The organism is Cypionkella sp., from assembly GCF_030652235.1.
Taxonomy (GTDB): Bacteria; Pseudomonadota; Alphaproteobacteria; order Rhodobacterales; family Rhodobacteraceae; genus Cypionkella.
The window spans coordinates 24,808-43,104 of sequence record NZ_JAUSBA010000003.1 but is presented as its reverse complement, the minus strand read 5'-3'; the positions used below and the strand labels follow the sequence as shown (position 1 = coordinate 43,104).

General features: G+C 59.5%; 15 protein-coding genes. 5 read left to right on the top strand and 10 right to left on the bottom strand.

Features of this window, described 5'->3' with window-relative positions; all coding sequences use genetic code 11:
- Window positions 1-32 precede the first annotated feature (32 nt).
- The gene (gene tatA / locus Q7V03_RS00570) at window positions 33-260 is read right to left on the bottom strand and encodes a twin-arginine translocase TatA/TatE family subunit (protein WP_304923669.1); all 228 of its coding nucleotides are present in this window, start codon (window positions 258-260) and stop codon (window positions 33-35) included.
- Between the two features lie 164 nt (window positions 261-424).
- Here tatA and Q7V03_RS00565 point away from each other — a divergent pair, with 164 nt between their 5' ends.
- Entirely contained in the window at window positions 425-1,114 is a 690-nt protein-coding gene (locus Q7V03_RS00565) for a YafY family protein (protein WP_304923668.1), read from the top strand.
- 18 nt (window positions 1,115-1,132) lie between these two features.
- Here Q7V03_RS00565 and Q7V03_RS00560 read toward each other — a convergent pair whose 3' ends face one another.
- Together Q7V03_RS00560 and Q7V03_RS00555 are read right to left on the bottom strand one after the other, a co-directional pair.
- On the bottom strand, window positions 1,133-2,233 hold the full coding sequence (locus Q7V03_RS00560) for an ABC transporter ATP-binding protein (protein ID WP_304923667.1): 1,101 nt from the start codon (window positions 2,231-2,233) through the stop codon (window positions 1,133-1,135).
- A 57-nt stretch (window positions 2,234-2,290) separates the two neighbouring features.
- Window positions 2,291-3,067: an SDR family oxidoreductase gene (locus tag Q7V03_RS00555; protein ID WP_304923666.1), complete on the bottom strand. Its 777-nt coding sequence runs from the start codon at window positions 3,065-3,067 to the stop codon at window positions 2,291-2,293.
- Between the two features lie 182 nt (window positions 3,068-3,249).
- Here Q7V03_RS00555 and Q7V03_RS00550 point away from each other — a divergent pair, with 182 nt between their 5' ends.
- The 4 genes from Q7V03_RS00550 (at window position 3,250) to Q7V03_RS00535 (ending at window position 9,496) form a co-directional block, all read left to right on the top strand.
- The gene (locus Q7V03_RS00550; RefSeq protein WP_304923665.1) at window positions 3,250-4,266 is read left to right on the top strand and encodes a Hint domain-containing protein; all 1,017 of its coding nucleotides are present in this window, start codon (window positions 3,250-3,252) and stop codon (window positions 4,264-4,266) included.
- Window positions 4,267-4,298: 32 nt separating this feature from the next.
- The gene (locus Q7V03_RS00545) at window positions 4,299-5,897 is read left to right on the top strand and encodes a peptide chain release factor 3 (protein ID WP_304923664.1); all 1,599 of its coding nucleotides are present in this window, start codon (window positions 4,299-4,301) and stop codon (window positions 5,895-5,897) included.
- A 253-nt stretch (window positions 5,898-6,150) separates the two neighbouring features.
- Window positions 6,151-7,662: an aldehyde dehydrogenase family protein gene (locus tag Q7V03_RS00540; RefSeq protein ID WP_370651054.1), complete on the top strand. Its 1,512-nt coding sequence runs from the start codon at window positions 6,151-6,153 to the stop codon at window positions 7,660-7,662.
- A gap of 157 nt (window positions 7,663-7,819) precedes the next feature.
- A complete protein-coding gene (locus tag Q7V03_RS00535) occupies window positions 7,820-9,496 on the top strand; it encodes a DEAD/DEAH box helicase (RefSeq protein ID WP_304923662.1) in 1,677 nt (558 codons plus the stop codon).
- A gap of 68 nt (window positions 9,497-9,564) precedes the next feature.
- Here the strand turns inward: Q7V03_RS00535 and Q7V03_RS00530 are convergent, their stop codons facing one another.
- From Q7V03_RS00530 to nuoK, 7 genes are read right to left on the bottom strand one after another with little or no spacing between them, the layout of a single operon-like run.
- The gene (locus Q7V03_RS00530) at window positions 9,565-11,241 is read right to left on the bottom strand and encodes a ribonuclease J (protein ID WP_304923661.1); all 1,677 of its coding nucleotides are present in this window, start codon (window positions 11,239-11,241) and stop codon (window positions 9,565-9,567) included.
- Window positions 11,238-12,011: a type III pantothenate kinase gene (locus Q7V03_RS00525; protein WP_304923660.1), complete on the bottom strand. Its 774-nt coding sequence runs from the start codon at window positions 12,009-12,011 to the stop codon at window positions 11,238-11,240. The genes Q7V03_RS00530 and Q7V03_RS00525 overlap by 4 nt, the downstream gene beginning before the upstream one ends.
- A 12-nt stretch (window positions 12,012-12,023) precedes the next feature.
- A complete protein-coding gene (locus Q7V03_RS00520) occupies window positions 12,024-12,752 on the bottom strand; it encodes a biotin--[acetyl-CoA-carboxylase] ligase (RefSeq protein ID WP_304923659.1) in 729 nt (242 codons plus the stop codon).
- 19 nt (window positions 12,753-12,771) lie between these two features.
- Window positions 12,772-14,208, bottom strand: a complete 1,437-nt coding sequence (gene nuoN, locus Q7V03_RS00515; RefSeq protein ID WP_304923658.1) for an NADH-quinone oxidoreductase subunit NuoN — start codon at window positions 14,206-14,208, stop codon at window positions 12,772-12,774.
- Window positions 14,209-14,220: 12 nt separating this feature from the next.
- Window positions 14,221-15,744 carry an NADH-quinone oxidoreductase subunit M gene (locus tag Q7V03_RS00510; protein ID WP_304923657.1) on the bottom strand — a complete coding sequence of 508 codons (1,524 nt, stop codon included), beginning with the start codon at window positions 15,742-15,744 and terminating at the stop codon, window positions 14,221-14,223.
- A gap of 4 nt (window positions 15,745-15,748) precedes the next feature.
- Window positions 15,749-17,956 (bottom strand): NADH-quinone oxidoreductase subunit L, encoded by a 2,208-nt coding sequence (gene nuoL / locus Q7V03_RS00505; protein ID WP_304923656.1) that lies wholly within the window; start codon window positions 17,954-17,956, stop codon window positions 15,749-15,751.
- A gap of 4 nt (window positions 17,957-17,960) precedes the next feature.
- Window positions 17,961-18,266 carry an NADH-quinone oxidoreductase subunit NuoK gene (gene nuoK, locus Q7V03_RS00500; protein ID WP_304923655.1) on the bottom strand — a complete coding sequence of 102 codons (306 nt, stop codon included), beginning with the start codon at window positions 18,264-18,266 and terminating at the stop codon, window positions 17,961-17,963.
- Window positions 18,267-18,297: the final 31 nt, after the last annotated feature.

The following is an 18,297-nucleotide window of genomic DNA, read 5'->3' as shown; positions in this document are numbered from 1 at the left end:
CACTCATCAGATCGCAGCAAAAGCTGCAAGCCTCAGACCTTGTCTTTGTCAGTCGGAACCACGGTCTCAGCGGGGGTGACATCGCGCGCAGCTTTGGCCGCCGCTTCTTTTTCCAACTCGGTCGAACCATCGGCCACGCCCTTTTTGAACGCGGTGATGCCGCGACCAAACTCGCCCATCAGGTTGGAAACTTTACCCCGGCCAAACAGCACGAGTACGACAATCGCCACCACCAGCAGGTGCAATGGGCTTAGATGCATGATCAATCCTCCATAAAGCCGCTCGCGCGGCAGGTCCGGCACTGACTTAGGCAGGGAACCCGGCGGAATGAAACCGGAAATTCCTGTAAACCGGCATTATTATCGGCTATAGCTGACAGCTATATGTCAGTTGCTTGTCCCGCAAAATCCCTAGGTAGAGCCCCATGCGCCGCACCGACCGCCTGTTTGACCTGATCCAAATCCTGCGCGATGGCCGCTTGCACCGCGCGTCCGAGATCGCCGAGCGCTTAGGCGTCTCGATCCGCACGATCTGGCGCGACATGAATACGCTGATGGCAAGCGGGCTTCCGGTTGAGGGGGAGCGCGGCGTTGGCTACATCCTGCGCGCGCCAATTACCTTGCCGCCGATGATCCTGAATGCGGTGGAACTTGAGGCTTTGCGCCTTGGCCTGCGGCTTGCCACCCAAGGCCCCGATGCGGCGCTGGCGAAAGCTGCCCGCGCATTGGCAAAACGCATTGCTGCCGTCACGCCTGCGCCTAGCAAGGATGAAGGCGATCTGTTTGCCTTCCCCGGCCAGACTGACAACCGTGCGCCAAAACACCTGCCCGCGCTGCGCCGCGCCATCAAAGCGCATGAGCGTATCGCCATCACCTACATCGACCCGCGCGGCACCGAGAGCCACCGCGACATCCGCCCGCTGGCGTTGGAAAAACACGCCAAAATCTCTACCCTTGCCGCCTTCTGCGAGGCGCGCGGTGATTTTCGCAGCTTTCGGGTGGACCGTATCGTGGCGGTGACCCTGACCGGGGAGCGTTACCCGGATGAACCCGGTCGCACCCTGCCCGACTACCGCGCACGGTTAGTGGCCGAGACGATTCGCGATCCAGCTTAAAGCCGCGTTACCAACCGTTTAGCTGGCCGGAAATACATAGCAGCGATCCCTGCGGATCATCAGCCACAACGGCGTCTCGGCTTTCGGCAAAAACACCCCCGGCACCGAGGCGGTCAGAATGGAGCCGTCAAATTCCATCCGAAATTCCACAAGGCTGGCGTGGCCCAAATACCGCGCCCGCTGCACCACGCCGCGCGCAGGTGTACCCTCGGGCACCGTCGGATTGGGCCCGCGCCCGGCGCGGTCAAAGTCGATTTTCAGGTGCTGCGGGCGGATCACAATATCGACCTCACCACCATCGGCATGGCCCGGCGTCAGAAACGCCCCGAACGGCGTTTCGGTCAGCGCGCCGCGCGAGGTGCCACGGATCACATTGATATCACTAAAGAAGGCCGCAGCCGCCCGATCCACCGGCGTGTTATAGACGTTATAGGGCGCGCCCCGCTGCACGATGCGGCCGTCGCGCATCAGCGCAATCTCATCCGCCATCCGCATCGCTTCTTCCGGCTCGTGCGTGACCAACAGCACCGCCGCGCCCTCAGCCTTCAGCACCTCTAAAGTCGCATCGCGGATGCCGTCGCGCAAACGGTTGTCGAGGCCCGAAAACGGCTCATCCATCAGCATCACGCGCGGGCGTGGTGCAAGCGCGCGCGCTAAGGCCACGCGTTGCTGCTCGCCGCCCGAAAGCTCATGCGGGTGCATCACACCAAATCCAGAAAGGTTAACCTTTTCAAGAAGTTCATCGACACGGCGCATCTTGGCCGCCTTGTCGCCCACCAGCCCGAACGCCACATTCCCCGCCACCGTCAAATGTGGAAACAGCGCAAAATCTTGAAACATCAGCCCAACACCGCGCGCCTCCGGCGGTAGGTTCACACCCGGCCCAAACACCTCTTGCCCGTCGATCAGAATCCGGCCCTGATCCGGGGTTTCCACCCCCGCAATCATCCGCAAGGTCGTCGATTTCCCGCAACCCGACGGTCCAAGCAAGCACATCACCTGCCCCGCCGCCACCTGAAGCGACACATCACACACCACAGCCCGCCCGCCAAAGGCGCGGGTAAGCCCCGCGACTTCAAGGCGCTGCGGCACGTCCAAACGTTCAGATGCGGCTGTCATGGTCATCCTGACGGTTTTGCTCGCCTTCCCTAACAGCCGCCCCAAGCCCCGACAAGTTCACATCGTCGCGTTCATCGCGCCACCGTCGAGCAGGATATTTTGCCCCACCATGTAGCCCGCATACTGGCTGCACATGAAAGCACAGGTGGCGCCAAACTCCTCCGCCGTGCCATAGCGCCGCGCCGGGATCTCCGCCGAACGTTCGGCCTGCGCTTGCTCCATGGTGATTCCCTTGGCTTTCACCACGCCGGCATCCAGCGATACCGCGCGATCCGTTGCGTGAATACCGGGCAACAAGTTGTTGATAGTCACGCCATATTGCGCAACCTGCCGTGAGGTGCCGCCGACATACCCGGTTAATCCTGCCCGCGCCGCATTCGAAAGCCCCAGTTGCGGGATCGGTGATTTCACCGATTGCGAGGTGATGTTCACCACCCGGCCCCAGCCTTTGGAAATCATCCCCGGCAGCAGCGCTTTCATCAAAGCAATCGGCGTCAGCATATTGGCGTCCAGCGCTTTGATGAAATCGGCGCGCTCCCAATCCGACCAGACGCCCGGAGGTGGGCCGCCGGCGTTGGTCACCAGAATATCCACGCCGCCCGCCGCCGACAGCACCGCCGCACGACCGTCTTCGGAGGTGATATCAGCCGCCACCGCCACCACATTCACCCCGAATGCGCGCAACTCTGCCGCCGTCGCCTCCAATGCCTCGGCCCCGCGCGCGTTGATCACCAGATTGACCCCAGCTTCGGCCAAAGCCATCGCACAGCCACGCCCCAGACCCTTTGACGCCGCACAAACCAGCGCCCGTTTGCCTTTGATCCCCAAATCCATCGCCAAATCTCCTTCATTTGACCCAGCCTAACAGCCGATTTCGTGTAGTGTAACCCGCAGCAAAGCTTCGAATTTCACAGCCCAACCAAAATTTAACCCTAATTTTGGTTCCTACTGGCTTGAGCCGCGCCCCCTTGGCGGTACATATGCAGTCTTAACCATTATCCGGTAGCCTTCACAGCATGACGTCAAAGCAAACCCAAACTGTCCCCGGCCACGCCTGCCAAGTTCTGGCAGCCGATGCGATTTATGTGATCAACGGCGTGAATGTCGGTGATGGCCTGACAGGCCCGGAGGAGGTCTGCCCCGGCGATCTTTACGCGCTGGACGAAAGCCAAAAGGCCCTGCGCCTTGTGGTGACGCGCGCCGAGGGCCAGCAACGCGTCGGCACAGGCTCTGCTGTCGGCCAAGTCGGCGATGCTTTGCGGTTTGAAGCGCGCTACACGATGATGAGCAGCGACGGCGATCAGGTTGATCTGGTGCTGATCTCACTGCCAGATGGCGCGCGGTTTGTGCTGCCACTGTCGCCGATGACGGGCTTAAACGACTACACGTTGCTGAAGATTGACGATGCGCCGCAAGACACCGGGCTGGCGGATCTGCTCTGCGTATCCTTCGCGCGCGGCACCATGATCACCCTCGCTTCGGGTCAGCAACGCGCCATCGAGGCGCTGCGGATCGGCGACAAGGTGCTGTCGCGCGATCATGGCGGGCAAGAGATTCGTTGGATCGGCTCGACCACCCTGCGCGCGGTGGGGGCCTTTGCCCCGGTGGTGATCACGGCGGGCACTTTGGGCAATTCCGGCGATCTTTTGGTCAGCCAGCACCACCGGATGTTTCTCTATCAACGCCAGCGCACTGCGGGGTTAGCGACGTCAGAGCTGTTGGTGCAGGCGCGCTATCTGGTTGATCATAAATCCGTTTTCATTCAGCAAGGCGGTGTTGTAGACTTCTTCAGCATCGTGTTTGACCATCACGAAATCATCTATGCCGAAGGCGTGCCCGCCGAAAGTCTGATGGTCAATGATGCCACGGTGAACCGTCTGCCGGTGGAACTCGCCGCAGATGTAAAGGCGCGCTTTCCCGGCCTGAGCCAGAACCAGCATTTCGGCACCGAGGCCGGTCGGCAATTTCTGGATTCGATCGGGCCAGAGGCTTTGTTCAGAACCGCCCGCACCGTGCCCACGCGGCAAAGGTAGACGCCATCGCCGCTTTCGGCTAAAGCCCTGCCATGCTTGACAATCGCGCCCCCCTTCCGCCCGAAATCGCCCGCCGCCGGACCTTTGCGATCATTTCGCACCCCGACGCTGGCAAAACCACATTGACCGAAAAATTCCTGCTGTTCGGGGGTGCCATTCAGATGGCAGGCCAAGTCCGGGCCAAGGGCGAGGCCCGGCGCACGCGGTCGGATTTCATGAAGATGGAACAAGAGCGCGGGATTTCGGTCTCGGCCTCTGCCATGTCATTCGATTTCCGTCAGTATCGCTTCAATCTGGTCGATACCCCCGGTCACTCGGATTTCTCGGAAGACACCTACCGCACCTTGACCGCCGTGGATGCCGCAATCATGGTGATTGACGGCGCGAAAGGCGTGGAAAGCCAGACCCAAAAGCTGTTCGAGGTCTGCCGGATGCGCGACCTGCCGATCCTGACCTTCTGTAACAAAATGGACCGGGAATCGCGCGATACGTTTGATATCATTGATGAAATACAAGAGAATCTGGCAATTGATGTGACGCCCGCCTCTTGGCCCATCGGCATGGGCCGCGATTTTATTGGCGCCTACGATCTGCTGCACGACCGCTTGGAAATCATGGACCGCGCCGACCGCAACAAGGTCGCTGAAACCATCCAAATCTCGGGCCTTGATGACCCCAAACTTGCCGATCACATCGCACCCGAGCAATTGAAGAAACTGCGCGAAGAGCTTGAAATGGCAAAAGCTTTGCTGCCCGCCTTCGACCGCGCCGCCTTCCTGAACGGCTCGATGACACCGATCTGGTTTGGCTCGGCGATCAACTCGTTTGGCGTCAAGGAATTGATGGACGGGATGGGCGAATATGGCCCGGAACCGCAGCCGCAAAAAGCCAAAGAGCGCCAGATAGACCCGGAAGAACAAACGGTTACGGGTTTCGTGTTCAAGGTTCAGGCCAATATGGACCCCAAGCACCGCGACCGCGTGGCGTTTGTGCGCGTGGCCTCGGGGCATTTTCAACGCGGCATGAAACTGCTGCATGTGCGTAGCAAAAAGCAAATGGCTATCGCCAACCCGGTGATGTTTCTGGCCGCCGACCGCGAACTGGCTGAAGAGGCTTGGGCTGGCGACATCATCGGCATCCCGAACCACGGCCAACTGCGGATTGGCGATGCACTGACCGAAGGTGAGGCGTTGCGCTTCACCGGCATTCCATCCTTTGCGCCGGAACTGCTGCAAGTGGTGCGCGCGGGTGATCCGATGAAGGCCAAGCATCTGGAAAAAGCCCTGATGCAATTCGCCGAAGAGGGGGCTGCGAAAGTGTTCAAACCGATGATCGGTTCGGGCTTTATCGTCGGCGTTGTTGGGCCGTTGCAGTTTGAGGTTCTGGCCAGCCGGATTGAGCAAGAATACTCGCTGCCAGTGCGGTTTGAGGCTTCGCAATTCACCTCGGCCCGCTGGGTTTCGGGCGCGAAAGCCGAGGTGGAGAAATTCGTCAACGTTAACAAAGGCCATATCGCTTTGGACAACGACGGTGACACGGTCTTCCTGACACGATTGAAATGGGACATCGACCGGATCGAGCGCGATTATCCGGAAGTGAAGCTGACAGCGACCAAGGAAATGATGGTTTAGCTGTGGGCTGCTCAAAATATGGGCAGCCCCTTTATATGCATCGCTTATCAGGCAAAATTTTTCAACCTTGCAGATTGCTGTTTTCCGTCGGGCGCCTTGGGCGATCCGGAGGATTTCATCATACATTTTGCTCTAATATTCTAACAATATGTAGTGAATAGCGCACGCATTGTACGCGCGCCTGCTTCCTCGCCCCCTTGCACAGCTCGACCAGCCCGGCTTAGTGCGAATGAAATTCCTGCAAAATGAGGCCATGATGTCGCTGAATACCGAAGTGCAAACCCTGCTGGCTCAGCTTGGCGTCACCCCACAAGCAGGACCGATGCCGACCCGCACCCCGATCAGTGGCGAATCGCTTGGCCCCATCGCCGAACATTCCGCCGCCGATGCCGAAGCCACAATCCAAGCCGCCCATAGCGCCTATCGTGAGTGGCGCAACGTGCCCGCGCCGCAGCGTGGCGAATTGGTGCGTCTGCTGGGGGAGGAGTTGCGCGCCAACAAGACCGCTCTGGGCCGTCTGGTGTCGATAGAGGTCGGCAAGGTGGTGTCCGAGGGCCTCGGTGAAGTGCAAGAGATGATCGACATCTGCGACTTCGCCGTAGGTCTGTCGCGGCAACTTTACGGCTATACGATTGCGTCCGAGCGCCCCAGCCACCGCATGATGGAAACTTGGCATCCCATTGGTGTCATTGGCGTTATTTCGGCCTTCAACTTCCCTGTCGCGGTGTGGTCGTGGAATACGGCGCTGGCTTTGGTCTGCGGCAATGCGGTGGTTTGGAAACCGTCGGAAAAGGCCTCGCTCTCGGCCCTCGCCGCCCACGCCCTGCTGGAACGCGCCCTGAAACGCTTCGCAGATGCAGGCCATCACGCCCCCGAAGGCCTGTCCAGCCTGCTGATCGGTGGCCGCGCTTTGGGTGAGGCTTTGGTCGATAACCCGAAGGTTGCGCTGGTTTCCGCCACCGGTTCGACCCGGATGGGCCGCGAGGTTGGCCCGAAAGTTGCTGCCCGCTTTGGCCGCTCTCTGCTGGAACTCGGCGGCAACAATGCGGCCATTGTCACACCGTCCGCCGATCTCGACCTGACCCTGCGCGGCATTGCGTTTTCCGCGATGGGCACCGCGGGCCAGCGCTGCACCACCCTGCGCCGCCTGTTCCTGCATGACAGCATCTACGACGCTTTCCTGCCGCGCCTGAAAGCCGCCTATGCCAGCGTTAAGGTTGGCAACCCGTTGGAAACCGGCGTGCTGATCGGCCCACTGATCGACGAAGGCGCGGCTGAAGGCATGGAAAAGGCGCTGGTAGAGGCCCGTGCTGCGGGTGGCACTGTGCATGGCGGCGAACCCGTGACAGGTCTGGGCGGCGCTTACGCGCATCCGGCCTTGGTTGAGATGCCTGCACAGGTTGGCCCTGTGGTGCATGAAACCTTTGCGCCGATTCTTTATGTCATGCGTTACAAGGACTTCGACGATGTTCTTGAGAAACATAATGAAGTGCCGCAAGGCCTGTCGTCATCGATCTTTACCAATGATTTGCGCGAAGCAGAGGCTTTTCTTTGCGCCCGTGGTTCCGATTGTGGCATTGCCAATGTCAACATCGGCCCCTCGGGTGCCGAAATCGGCGGCGCGTTTGGCGGTGAAAAGGAAACCGGCGGCGGGCGTGAAAGTGGCTCGGATGCGTGGCAAGCCTATATGCGGCGTGCCACCAACACCATTAACTATGGCACGACGCTGCCTTTGGCGCAGGGCGTCAGCTTTGATATCGGCTAAAACGGCTTGGTAAACTGCCGTTTTAGCCACAATCCTTGACCTTCCGCGCGAAATCCGATATTCGCGCGGAAGGGCCGTAGCGCCCAGACGCCGGGGCGCCCGGAAAAGCAGCGTCCCTTCATTTCATGCGGGCCGAACCCGCATAATTAGGACGCAGATGACCAAATTCTCAGATCTCGCGCTGGACCCCCGCGTGCTCAAAGCCGTGGCGGAAGCCGGCTACGAAACCCCCACCCCGATCCAAGCCCAAGCCATCCCGCATGCGTTGGCTGGCAAAGACGTGCTGGGCATCGCCCAGACCGGCACCGGCAAGACCGCCAGCTTCGTGCTGCCGATGGTCACGTTGCTGGGTCAAGGCCGCGCCAAGGCCCGGATGCCGCGTTCCTTGGTGCTGTGCCCAACGCGCGAATTGGCAGCGCAAGTGGCGGAAAACTTTGAAACTTATGCCAAATACACCAAGCTGACCAAAGCCCTGCTGATCGGTGGCGTGTCGTTTGGCGAACAAGACAAGCTGATCGACCGTGGCGTTGATGTGCTGATCGCCACCCCCGGTCGCCTTTTGGATCACCACGAGCGCGGCAAATTGTTGCTGACCGGCGTGCAGATCATGGTGGTGGATGAGGCCGACCGGATGCTGGATATGGGTTTCATCCCAGATATCGAGCGCATCTTCAGCCTGACCCCGTTTACCCGGCAAACGTTCTTCTATTCGGCCACAATGGCGCCGGAAATTGAGCGGATCACCAATACCTTCCTGTCGAATGCGGTCAAGATCGAAGTCGCGCGCCAAGCCACGGCTTCGCTGACGATTGAGCAAAAACTGATCCAGTTCACGCCCTCGCGCAAAGACAAATCTTTCGCCGAAAAGCGCGCCGTTTTGCGGGCGCTGATCAAGGCCGAGGGCGAGACTTGCACCAACGCGATCATCTTCTGCAATCGCAAGATGGATGTCGATGTGGTGTCCAAGTCTTTGAAACAGCATGGCTTTAATGCCTCGCCGATCCATGGTGATCTCGATCAATCGGTGCGCACCAAGACGCTGGACGGCTTCCGCGATGGCTCGGTGCATTTGTTGGTGGCGTCAGATGTGGCGGCACGCGGGCTTGATATTCCCGCCGTCAGCCATGTGTTCAACTTCGACGTGCCGTCGCATCCGGAAGATTACGTGCACCGCATTGGCCGCACCGGTCGGGCTGGGCGATTGGGCAAGGCCTATTCGATCGCGGTGCCGTCGGATGACAAATACATCAACGCGATTGAAGCGCTGGTGAAACAGCCGATCCCACGCGGCGAAGTGCCAGAAGGTGCGCTGGAAGGCGCGTCGGATGTGCCAGAGCGTGCCCGTGAAGATCGGTCTTCCACATCGTCGCGCAGCCGTGGCGGTCGTGGTCCGCGCGAGCGTGGCCCGCGTGAGGAAAAACCGGTCGAAGCCGTGGTTGTGGCCGCACCCTTTGTTGAAGTGGCGGCAGAGCAGCCGCGTGTTGAACAACCTGCCCGCGCCGAACAATCAGGGCGTTCCGAGCGTCCGCGTCGTGACGATGATCGGCGTTCTGAGCCACGTGGCGAGCAGCGCACCGAGGGTCGTTCTGCTGAGGGGCGTTCTTCGGACGGTCGCGGCGATCAACGCCATGAGCATCGCGCGGAGCCCCGCGCCGATATCCGTAATGAACCGCGCCGCGATGACCGTCGCGACTATCGCGGCGGCCGTGACAACGGCGAGCGCGTGGTTGGCATGGGGGATCATATGCCCGATTTCCTTCTGCGTAGCTTTGCGATCACCACAAGTACCGCCGATGAACCCGAAGATGCTCCGGCGACCGGCTCTGAGGGCTAAAGCCTTCCCCAGTATGACAAAGGGCCTCGCAATCTGCGAGGCCCTTTGCATTTCAACGTCTTACTAGCCTATTCAGCGGCGAGACGGCTGACAACCACGATCACTTCCGGCTTTTTGCCAATTTCTTCCATCGACACCTGCCGCACGATCTTCCGCAAGGCCTCGTCCATCTTGTCATCGTTCGACAGCAGCTTGCGGCCTGCGCCATCAAGGAATTCGGTCAGTTCGGTTTCCAGCGTTTCCGCCAAATTCCGCCCGCCTTTACCGGTTTCCGGCAAGCCCATCAGCTCGACCCAAGCCTCACCCAAGGGTTGATCCTGCTCGTCCATGATCACCGTCACCATCGCGAGACCATTCAACGCCATGCGGATACGATTGCGCACAACGCCGTCCAACGCCCCGATCAGCCCCGAACCGTCGAGATAGGTCCGCCCCGCCTCGATATGCTCGGCCAGTTTCGGCACATCGCCGGTGATGTCCATCATCATGCCATTGGTGACCACCGCCGAGGCAATGCCAGCCTCAAGCCCGATCCGGGCATGTTCGCGCAAATGGCGGTGTTCGCCGTGCATTGGGATCAGCATATCAGGCAGGAACAAGCGGTGCACATGCTCTAGGTCCGGGCGGTTGGCGTGGCCCGAGACGTGATAGAGCCCGTTGTTATCATCGACGATATCAACGCCTTTTTCTGAAAGCGCATTCACAATCGCATAGACGCCACGTTCGTTGCCGGGGATGATCTTTGAGGAGAACAAGAACGTATCGCCCTCTTTCAGCTCAAGCCCCAGATATTTGCCGCGCGACAGTTGCGCCGAGGCTGCACGACGTTCGCCCTGCGAACCCGTCACGATCAGCATCAGGTTCTTACGCGGCACTTCCAGCGCTTGTTCCGGCGTGATCACCGGCGGAAAGTCTTTCAGCACACCGGATTCTTCCGCCGCTGACACCATCCGCTTCATCGCACGGCCCAACAGGCAGACCGAGCGATCGGCCATCCGGCCAGCTTCAGCCAAAGTCTTAAGACGCGCCACGTTCGAGGCAAACGTCGTCGCCACAACCATGCCGCCTGCCGATTTGATCAGCTCGGCAATCGGGGCTTTCAACGTGCTTTCCGAGCGGCCTGCGTGCAGCGAGAACACGTTTGTGGAATCGCACATCAGCGCCTTGATCGGGCGTTCAGCCGCAATCGCCTCCATCACCGCATCGTCCCAGCCTTCGCCGACAATCGGCGTGGCATCGCGTTTGAAATCGCCAGAGTGGAAAATCCGCCCCGCAGGCGTGTCGATCACCAAGCCCCCGGATTCTGGAATCGAGTGGGCAACAGGCACGAACTGCACCTTGAACGGGCCCGCCTCTACCGTATGCGGGCGCGATTCAACCGTGGTGATCGCGTCTTTCGGCAAGCCGTATTCTTCGAACTTCAGCCGGCCGATGGTGGCGGTAAATTTCCGCGCATAGATCGGTTTGCGCAACGACGGCCACAGATGCGCCAAAGCGCCGATATGGTCTTCATGCGCGTGGGTGATGAAAATCGCCTCAAGCCGGTCAAGCTTGTCGGCCAGCCACGAGATATCCGGCATGATCAGATCGACGCCCGGCGAGGTATCCATATCCGAGAAAGCCACGCCGAGATCGACCAAAATCAGTCGCTCACGCCCCTTTGGGCCATAGCCGTAAACATAAGCGTTCATGCCGATTTCGCCGGCCCCGCCCAATGGTAGATAGATCAGCCGCTCACCGCTCATGCCGTTTCCTTGTTGTAGCTGTTGATGAGGACAAGGCCATGCATGGTCAGATCGTCCTCAACCCTGTGAAATAGCTCAGTTCCCTGAGCAAACAATGATGCCAGGCCGCCGGTGGCAATTACTTTCATCCCAAGATCGCGCTCACGGCGCACTTCTCGGACGATGCCCTCGATCAAGCCAATGTAGCCCCAATACACGCCCGACTGCATACAAGCCACCGTATTCGTGCCAATCACCTTTGTGGGCTTGGCGATGTCAATATGCGGCAAGGCGGCCGCAGCCATGTGCAGCGCCTCAAGCGAAAGGTTAACGCCGGGGGCGATGACACCGCCAACGTAAGCGCCGTCAAAATCCACCACATCAAAGGTGGTGGCGGTGCCGAAATCGACCACAATCAAGTTGCCGCCATGACGATCAAACCCAGCGACCGTATTGACCAAACGGTCAGGGCCGACAGTCGTGCCCTGATCCACCCGAGGCGGCACCGGCAGGTTACATTCCGGCTTGCCGACCACCAGCGGCCGACAGTCGAAATAGCGGCTGCACAGCACCCGCAGGTTAAACACCACGCGCGGCACGGTGCTGCTGACGATGGCTTCGGTGATCTGCGCATCAGTTTTGGTCAGCATCAACAGGCTGGAGAGCCAGACGAAATACTCATCCGCCGTGCGTTTGTGATCGGTGGCGATGCGCCAAGTGGCGATGAACTTTTCGCCATTCCAGATCGAGAAAACCGTGTTGGTGTTGCCGCAGTCGATGGCGAGAAGCATTTTGGCCCCGCTTTAGAAAAACACCTCTGCCGCAGGGATTGCGACAGGGCCGGATGACATCCGCAGGATCAGATTGCCTGCGGCGTCAATGGTTTCAAACACGCCCTCGCGGGTCTGGCTGCCGGTGCGGGCGCGGATGGTATCGCCCAAGCGCGCGGCATGGGCCAGCCATTCTTGGCGCAAAGCGGCGAAGCCTTGGTTGATGAATTTCGCTTCCCATTCGGCATAGGCTGGGGCGAGGGCGTCTAGAAATGCCTCGGGTGTCACGCGCAGACCAGTCTCAGTCAGCAGGCTGACTGGGATCGTAGCGCCGGTTTCCAGCGCCGCAGGATCGGGCGCGCCAATCAGATTGACGCCGATGCCGATGGCCAGATCGAAGCCGCCCCGCTTATTAGCGGTGTTTTCCAGCAAAATCCCCGCAACCTTGCCGCCATTGAGCAGCACATCATTCGGCCATTTCAGCGCGAAGGCTGCGGGCAGTCCAGTCAGGCTGACAAAGGCATCGCGCAGGGCCAGACTGGCGGCGAAGCTGCGCAGGGCGATGATGTCGGGAGATTCAACCGGGTGTAGCAAAAGCGTGCCGTAAAAATTACCGCGTGGCGAGGCCCAAGGTCGCGCCCGCCTGCCGCGACCTGCGGTTTGCTCTAGGCCCAAAAACCACGCTGGCCCCGGTGTTTCCGGGGCCATACGCAAGGCATAAGCATTGGTGCTGTCAACCGTTGGCAGAACCTGGCGCGCCACACCTGCAGGCCATGCCGGTTTAGCCGACAAGCGCTTGCGCCGCTGTCTGCGCCACCGCTTCAATGCCAAACAGGTTGACGACACCCAGCAGCATCACCGCCGCAACCGCCACCAGCATCAGCCATTGCACCGGAACCATCCGGCTGGACGCACCTTCGGTTTCGCGCCCGAAATACATGAAAAACACGATGCGCAGATAGTAGAACGCGCCGATCACCGAGGCCACAGCCCCCGCCAGCGCCAGCCAGGTCATGCCCGCATCCACCGCTGCTTTCAGCACATAGAACTTCCCGAAAAAGCCCAGCATCGGCGGCACGCCCGCAAGGCTGAACATCAGGATCAGCACGGCAAGCGCCTTCAAAGGCTCGCGTTTCGAGAACATGTTCAGGCTGTCGATATCACTGATGGATTTGCCGTCCTTCTCCAGCGACATGATGAACGCAAAGGTGCCAAGGTTCATGGTGACGTAAATCGCCATGTAAATCAGCATGGCCTGAACGCCTTCGACGGTCCCCGATGCCAGACCGACCAAAGCATAACCCATGTGCGCGATCGAAGAATAGGCCATCAGCCGCTTGATATCGCGCTGCCCAATCGCGGCCACCGCGCCCAGGAACATCGACAGCACGGCCAGAGCCGCCAGAACCTGCCCCCATTGCGCCGGGATCGTCCCGAAGGCATCGAACACCACGCGGGCAATCATCGCCATGGCGGCAGCTTTCGGGGCGGTGGCGAAAAACGCCGTCACCGGTGTCGGCGCACCTTCATAGACATCGGGCGTCCACATATGGAACGGCGCTGCCGAAACCTTGAACGCCATACCCGCGATCAGGAACACCAGCCCGATCACCAGACCAAGCTGCACCTCGCCGCCCAAAGTGGACAGGATTCCGCTGAACAAGGTGGTGCCTGCATAGCCGTAGACCAGCGACGCACCATACAGCAACAGGCCAGACGACAGCGAACCAAGCACGAAATACTTCAGCCCCGCTTCGGTGGATTTCACATCATCGCGCTTCATCGCAGCCACAACATAAAGCGCCAAAGATTGCAGCTCTAGCCCCATGTAAAGCAGCATCAGATCGCCAGCAGACACCATGAACATCATGCCGATCACCGCCAGCGCGACAAGGATCGGATATTCAAACCGCCCCATGTCGTGGCGGGCAAGGTAATCTTGTGACATCACCAGCACGCCCGCCGCTGACAGCAGGATCACTACTTTGGCAAATCGGGCGAAAGCGTCGTCGATAAACATGCCGCCGAAGGCCACGTTGGCGCCCTCGCCCGCAAAGCCGATGTAAGCCGCCAGCGCCACGAACACCCCTGCCGTGGCCCAAGTCACCGCCCCGGTCAGCGCATCTTTGCCCGCGTAAACGCAGCCCAGCAAGGCTGCCATGGCGTAGATCGCCAGCAAAACCTCGGGCATGACGATATGAAAGTCTAAAGCGTTCATCTGGTCTGTCCCTTAGTTCGCAGCAAAGGCCGTCACGGCCGTTTGGTAGTTTTCAACAAGTGCCTTCACCGATGGCCCGATGATATCGAGCACCAAGGCCGGATAGACCCCCAGCAGCAAGGTCATCACGATCAGCGGCGCGAAGATTGCACGCTCGCGCCGGCTCATGTCTTGGATGGTCGCCAAGGCTTCTTTGACCAGCGCGCCGAAGGCAACGCGGCGGTACAGGTAAAGCCCGTAGGCCGCAGACAAGATCACGCCAGAAGTGGCGACGGCAGCAACCCAAGTGTTCACCTGGAAGATCCCGGCCAGCACAAGGAATTCACCAACGAAACCCGATGTCCCCGGTAGGCCGACGTTGGCCATAGTGAAGAACATGAACACCAAGGCATAGGCGGGCATCCGATTGACGAGGCCGCCATAGGCGTCAATTTCCCGCGTGTGCATCCGGTCATAAATCACGCCCACACACAGAAACATCGCACCCGAGATGAAGCCGTGGCTGATCATCTGGAAAATCGCACCGTCCACGCCCTGCTGGTTTGCGGAAAAAATCCCCAAGGTGACATAGCCCATATGGGCGACCGAGGAATAAGCGATCAGCTTTTTCATATCCGACTGCGCCAGCGCCACCAGCGAGGTGTAGACGATGGCAATCGCAGACATCCAGAACACCAGGGTCGAAAGCACTTCTGCCCCCACCGGAAACATCGGCAAACTGAAGCGCAAAAAGCCATAGCCGCCCATCTTCAACATAATCGCCGCCAGCACCACAGAACCCGCCGTCGGGGCCTGAACGTGCGCATCAGGCAACCACGTGTGCACGGGCCACATCGGTACTTTCACCGCAAAGCTGGCGAAGAACGCGAGGAACAGCAGGGTTTGCACCCCCCCCGTGATGCTCATCCCCAGCAGCACCATCGGGGCGCTGTCGAATTTGAACGCCATCAAGGTCGGAATATCGGTGGTTTTCGCCGCCCAATACATCGCGATCATCGCAACCAACATCAGCACCGAACCGAGGAAGGTATAGAGGAAGAACTTGAACGCGGCATAGATCCGGTCCTTGCCGCCCCAGATGCCGATGATCAAGAACATCGGGATCAGGCCGGCCTCGAAGAACAAGTAGAACAGCACGAGGTCCAGAGCCAAGAACACGCCCAGCATCAGCGTTTCCAGCAGCAGGAAGGCGATCATGTATTCCTTGACACGGTCGGTCACGCCCCAGCACGACAGAATGGTGATCGGCATCAGGAAGGTGGTCAGCATCACGAACAAGATCGAAATGCCATCGACGCCCAGCTTGTATTTCAGCCCGACAATCCAGCTTGCTTCTTCAACGAATTGAAAGCCGGGGTTGGCAGCGTCGAAACCTTTCAGCACGAACAGCGACACGATGAAGGTTGCCGTGGTGGCAATCAGCGCCAGCCATTTCGCGTTATTGGCGGTGGCCTCATTCGAGCCACGCAGGAACAGCGCCAGAATGGCGGCCGCCACTGCGGGCAAGAAGATGATGATGGAAAGAAGGTAAGTCATGCTCTTAGTGCCCCACCGTAAGCGTCATCCAGGTCAACAGGGCAGCTATCCCCAGCACCATCGCGAAGGCATATGTAAAGACGTAGCCCGATTGCCAGCGCCCGGCGAGTTTGGTGAAGAACGGAATGATCCCCAAGGCCACGCCATTCAACGCGCCATCAATCACCACACCGTCCCCCTTCTTCCACAGTAAATTGCCCAGCCAGAACGCGGGTTTCACGAAGATCACGTTGTACAGCTCGTCAAAGTACCATTTGTTCAGCAAAAACAGATACAGAGGGCGCTGTTGTGCCGCGAGTCTCCCCGGCAGTTCCGGGCGGCGGATGTAGAACTGGAAGGCCAGCAGGAAGCCCAGCACCATGGCGACAAACGGCGAAACCTTGACCCAATTTGGGGCTTCATGCGCGTGGTGCAGAACTTGGTTATCCGCGCCAAGGTAGATCGCACCTTTCGGGGCAACGCCCGGTTCTAGAACAACCGGGGCAACAGAACCGGTGGTCGCAGCCACAGCAGTTTCGGTCGCCGGAGCCACCTCGGCTGTCGCAGCCGCAGCCGTCTCGGTCGTTGCAGCTTCGGAGGTGGCAGCCGGAGCCACCTCGGTTACCGAAGTCGTTTCGTTGGCGACAGCCTCGGTTGCCGGGGCCTCTGCCGCCTCGGCCAACTCCTCATGCGCCGGCTCCATGTTGAACCACGCCCGCATCTTCGCTTCATCACCGAAGAAGCTGTTGTACCAGATCATGCCAGCAAACATCGCACCCAGTGCCAGCACGCCCAAAGGCAGCAGCATCGTGGCGGGGCTTTCATGCGCATGATCATAGGCATGCGTGTCGCCCTTCGGCTTGCCATAGAAGGTCATGAACATCAGCCGCCATGAGTAGAACGAGGTCATGAACGCCGCGATCACCAGCAGAATGAAGGCATAGTTCGAGCCCACCCAAGCGCTTTCAATCACCGCATCTTTCGACAGGAAGCCAGCAAAGCCGTAATGCGTCAGCGGAATCCCCACGCCCGTGATCGCCAAAGTGCCGATCATCATCGCCCAGAAGGTCAGCGGGATTTTCTTCCGCAGCCCCCCGTAATTGCGCATATCCTGCTCATGGTGCATCGCGGTGATCACCGAGCCTGCGCCAAGGAACAGCATCGCCTTGAAAAACGCATGCGTGAACAAATGAAACATCGCCACCGGATACATCCCAACGCCCGCAGCCACGAACATATAGCCCAGTTGTGAACAGGTCGAATAAGCGATCACCCGTTTGATGTCATTTTGCACCAGACCGACCGTCGCCGCAAAGAACGCGGTCGTAGCCCCAACGACCACGATCATCGTCTTGGCATCGGGCGCATATTCATACAAAGGCGACATACGGCAGACAAGGAACACCCCCGCCGTCACCATGGTTGCTGCATGGATCAGCGCTGACACAGGCGTCGGGCCCTCCATCGCGTCGGGCAACCAAGTGTGCAAGAACAGCTGTGCCGATTTGCCCATCGCCCCGATGAACAGCAGCACGCCGATCAGGTTGGCGGCGTTCCACTCCGTCCACAGGAAATGCAACTGCGTCTGCGCCAGTTGTGGCGCTGCGGCGAAAACCTCATCCAGCTTGACGCTGTCAGTCAGATAGAACAGCGCGAAAATCCCCAGCGCAAAGCCGAAGTCGCCAACCCGGTTGACCACAAACGCCTTGATCGCGGCGGCATTGGCGCTTGGCTTGCGATAGTAGAACCCGATCAGCAGATAAGAGGCAACGCCAACGCCCTCCCAGCCAAAGAACATCTGCACCAGATTGTCAGAGGTGATCAGCGCCAACATCGAAAAGGTGAAGAACGACAGATACGCAAAGAAGCGCGGGCGATAGCTTTCACCATGAACCCAGTTCTCATCATGCGCCATGTAGCCTTGCGAATAAAGATGCACGAGGGCGGAAACCGAGTTCACCACCACCAACATGATCGCCGTCATCCGGTCAAGGCGGATGCCCCATTCGGTGCTCAGCGTGCCAGATTCGATAAAGCGCAGCACGGTGATGTGCTGGGTATCGCCCTGAAAGGTCAGGAAAATATACCACGACAGGATGGCCGCTACGAACAGGATCAGCGTGGTTGCCCACGTCGCCGCCCTCTCGCCAATCAACCGCCAACCGAAACCGCAAAGGATGGCCCCGACCAAGGGCGCAAACAGGATGATCTTGGCGCTGAGTTGCAAATCCATGATCTCAGCCCTTCATCACGTTAACATCTTCGACATTGATGGTGCCGCGGTTGCGGAAGAACACCACCAAGATCGCAAGGCCAATCGCAGCCTCGGCCGCCGCCACAGTCAGGATGAACATGGTGAACACCTGCCCCACCAGATCGCCCAGCTGCGACGAGAAGGCAACGAAGTTGATGTTGACCGCCAGCAGCATGAGTTCAATCGACATCAGAATGACGATGACATTCTTCCGGTTCAGGAAGATGCCAAAGATCCCGATGACGAACAAAGCCGCCGCCACCACAAGGTAATGTTCCAGTCCTACCATTTTCGTCCCTCCGGGTCGTTGCCCGATTTTC

Excerpts from the sequence above, each read along its gene's own strand:
- Q7V03_RS00530 (WP_304923661.1), bottom strand. The coding sequence starts at position 11,241 with ATGAGCGGTGAGCGGCTGATCTATCTACCATTGGGCGGGGCCGGCGAA.
- Q7V03_RS00555 (WP_304923666.1), bottom strand. The coding sequence starts at position 3,067 with ATGGATTTGGGGATCAAAGGCAAACGGGCGCTGGTTTGTGCGGCGTCA.
- nuoN (WP_304923658.1), bottom strand. The coding sequence starts at position 14,208 with ATGAACGCTTTAGACTTTCATATCGTCATGCCCGAGGTTTTGCTGGCG.
- Q7V03_RS00560 (WP_304923667.1), bottom strand. The coding sequence starts at position 2,233 with ATGACAGCCGCATCTGAACGTTTGGACGTGCCGCAGCGCCTTGAAGTC.
- Q7V03_RS00550 (WP_304923665.1), top strand. The coding sequence starts at position 3,250 with ATGACGTCAAAGCAAACCCAAACTGTCCCCGGCCACGCCTGCCAAGTT.
- Q7V03_RS00535 (WP_304923662.1), top strand. The coding sequence starts at position 7,820 with ATGACCAAATTCTCAGATCTCGCGCTGGACCCCCGCGTGCTCAAAGCC.
- Q7V03_RS00525 (WP_304923660.1), bottom strand. The coding sequence starts at position 12,011 with ATGCTTCTCGCCATCGACTGCGGCAACACCAACACGGTTTTCTCGATC.
- Q7V03_RS00540 (WP_370651054.1), top strand. The coding sequence starts at position 6,151 with ATGATGTCGCTGAATACCGAAGTGCAAACCCTGCTGGCTCAGCTTGGC.
- nuoK (WP_304923655.1), bottom strand. The coding sequence starts at position 18,266 with ATGGTAGGACTGGAACATTACCTTGTGGTGGCGGCGGCTTTGTTCGTC.
- nuoL (WP_304923656.1), bottom strand. The coding sequence starts at position 17,956 with ATGGATTTGCAACTCAGCGCCAAGATCATCCTGTTTGCGCCCTTGGTC.
- tatA (WP_304923669.1), bottom strand. The coding sequence starts at position 260 with ATGCATCTAAGCCCATTGCACCTGCTGGTGGTGGCGATTGTCGTACTC.
- Q7V03_RS00565 (WP_304923668.1), top strand. The coding sequence starts at position 425 with ATGCGCCGCACCGACCGCCTGTTTGACCTGATCCAAATCCTGCGCGAT.
- Q7V03_RS00510 (WP_304923657.1), bottom strand. The coding sequence starts at position 15,744 with ATGACTTACCTTCTTTCCATCATCATCTTCTTGCCCGCAGTGGCGGCC.
- Q7V03_RS00545 (WP_304923664.1), top strand. The coding sequence starts at position 4,299 with ATGCTTGACAATCGCGCCCCCCTTCCGCCCGAAATCGCCCGCCGCCGG.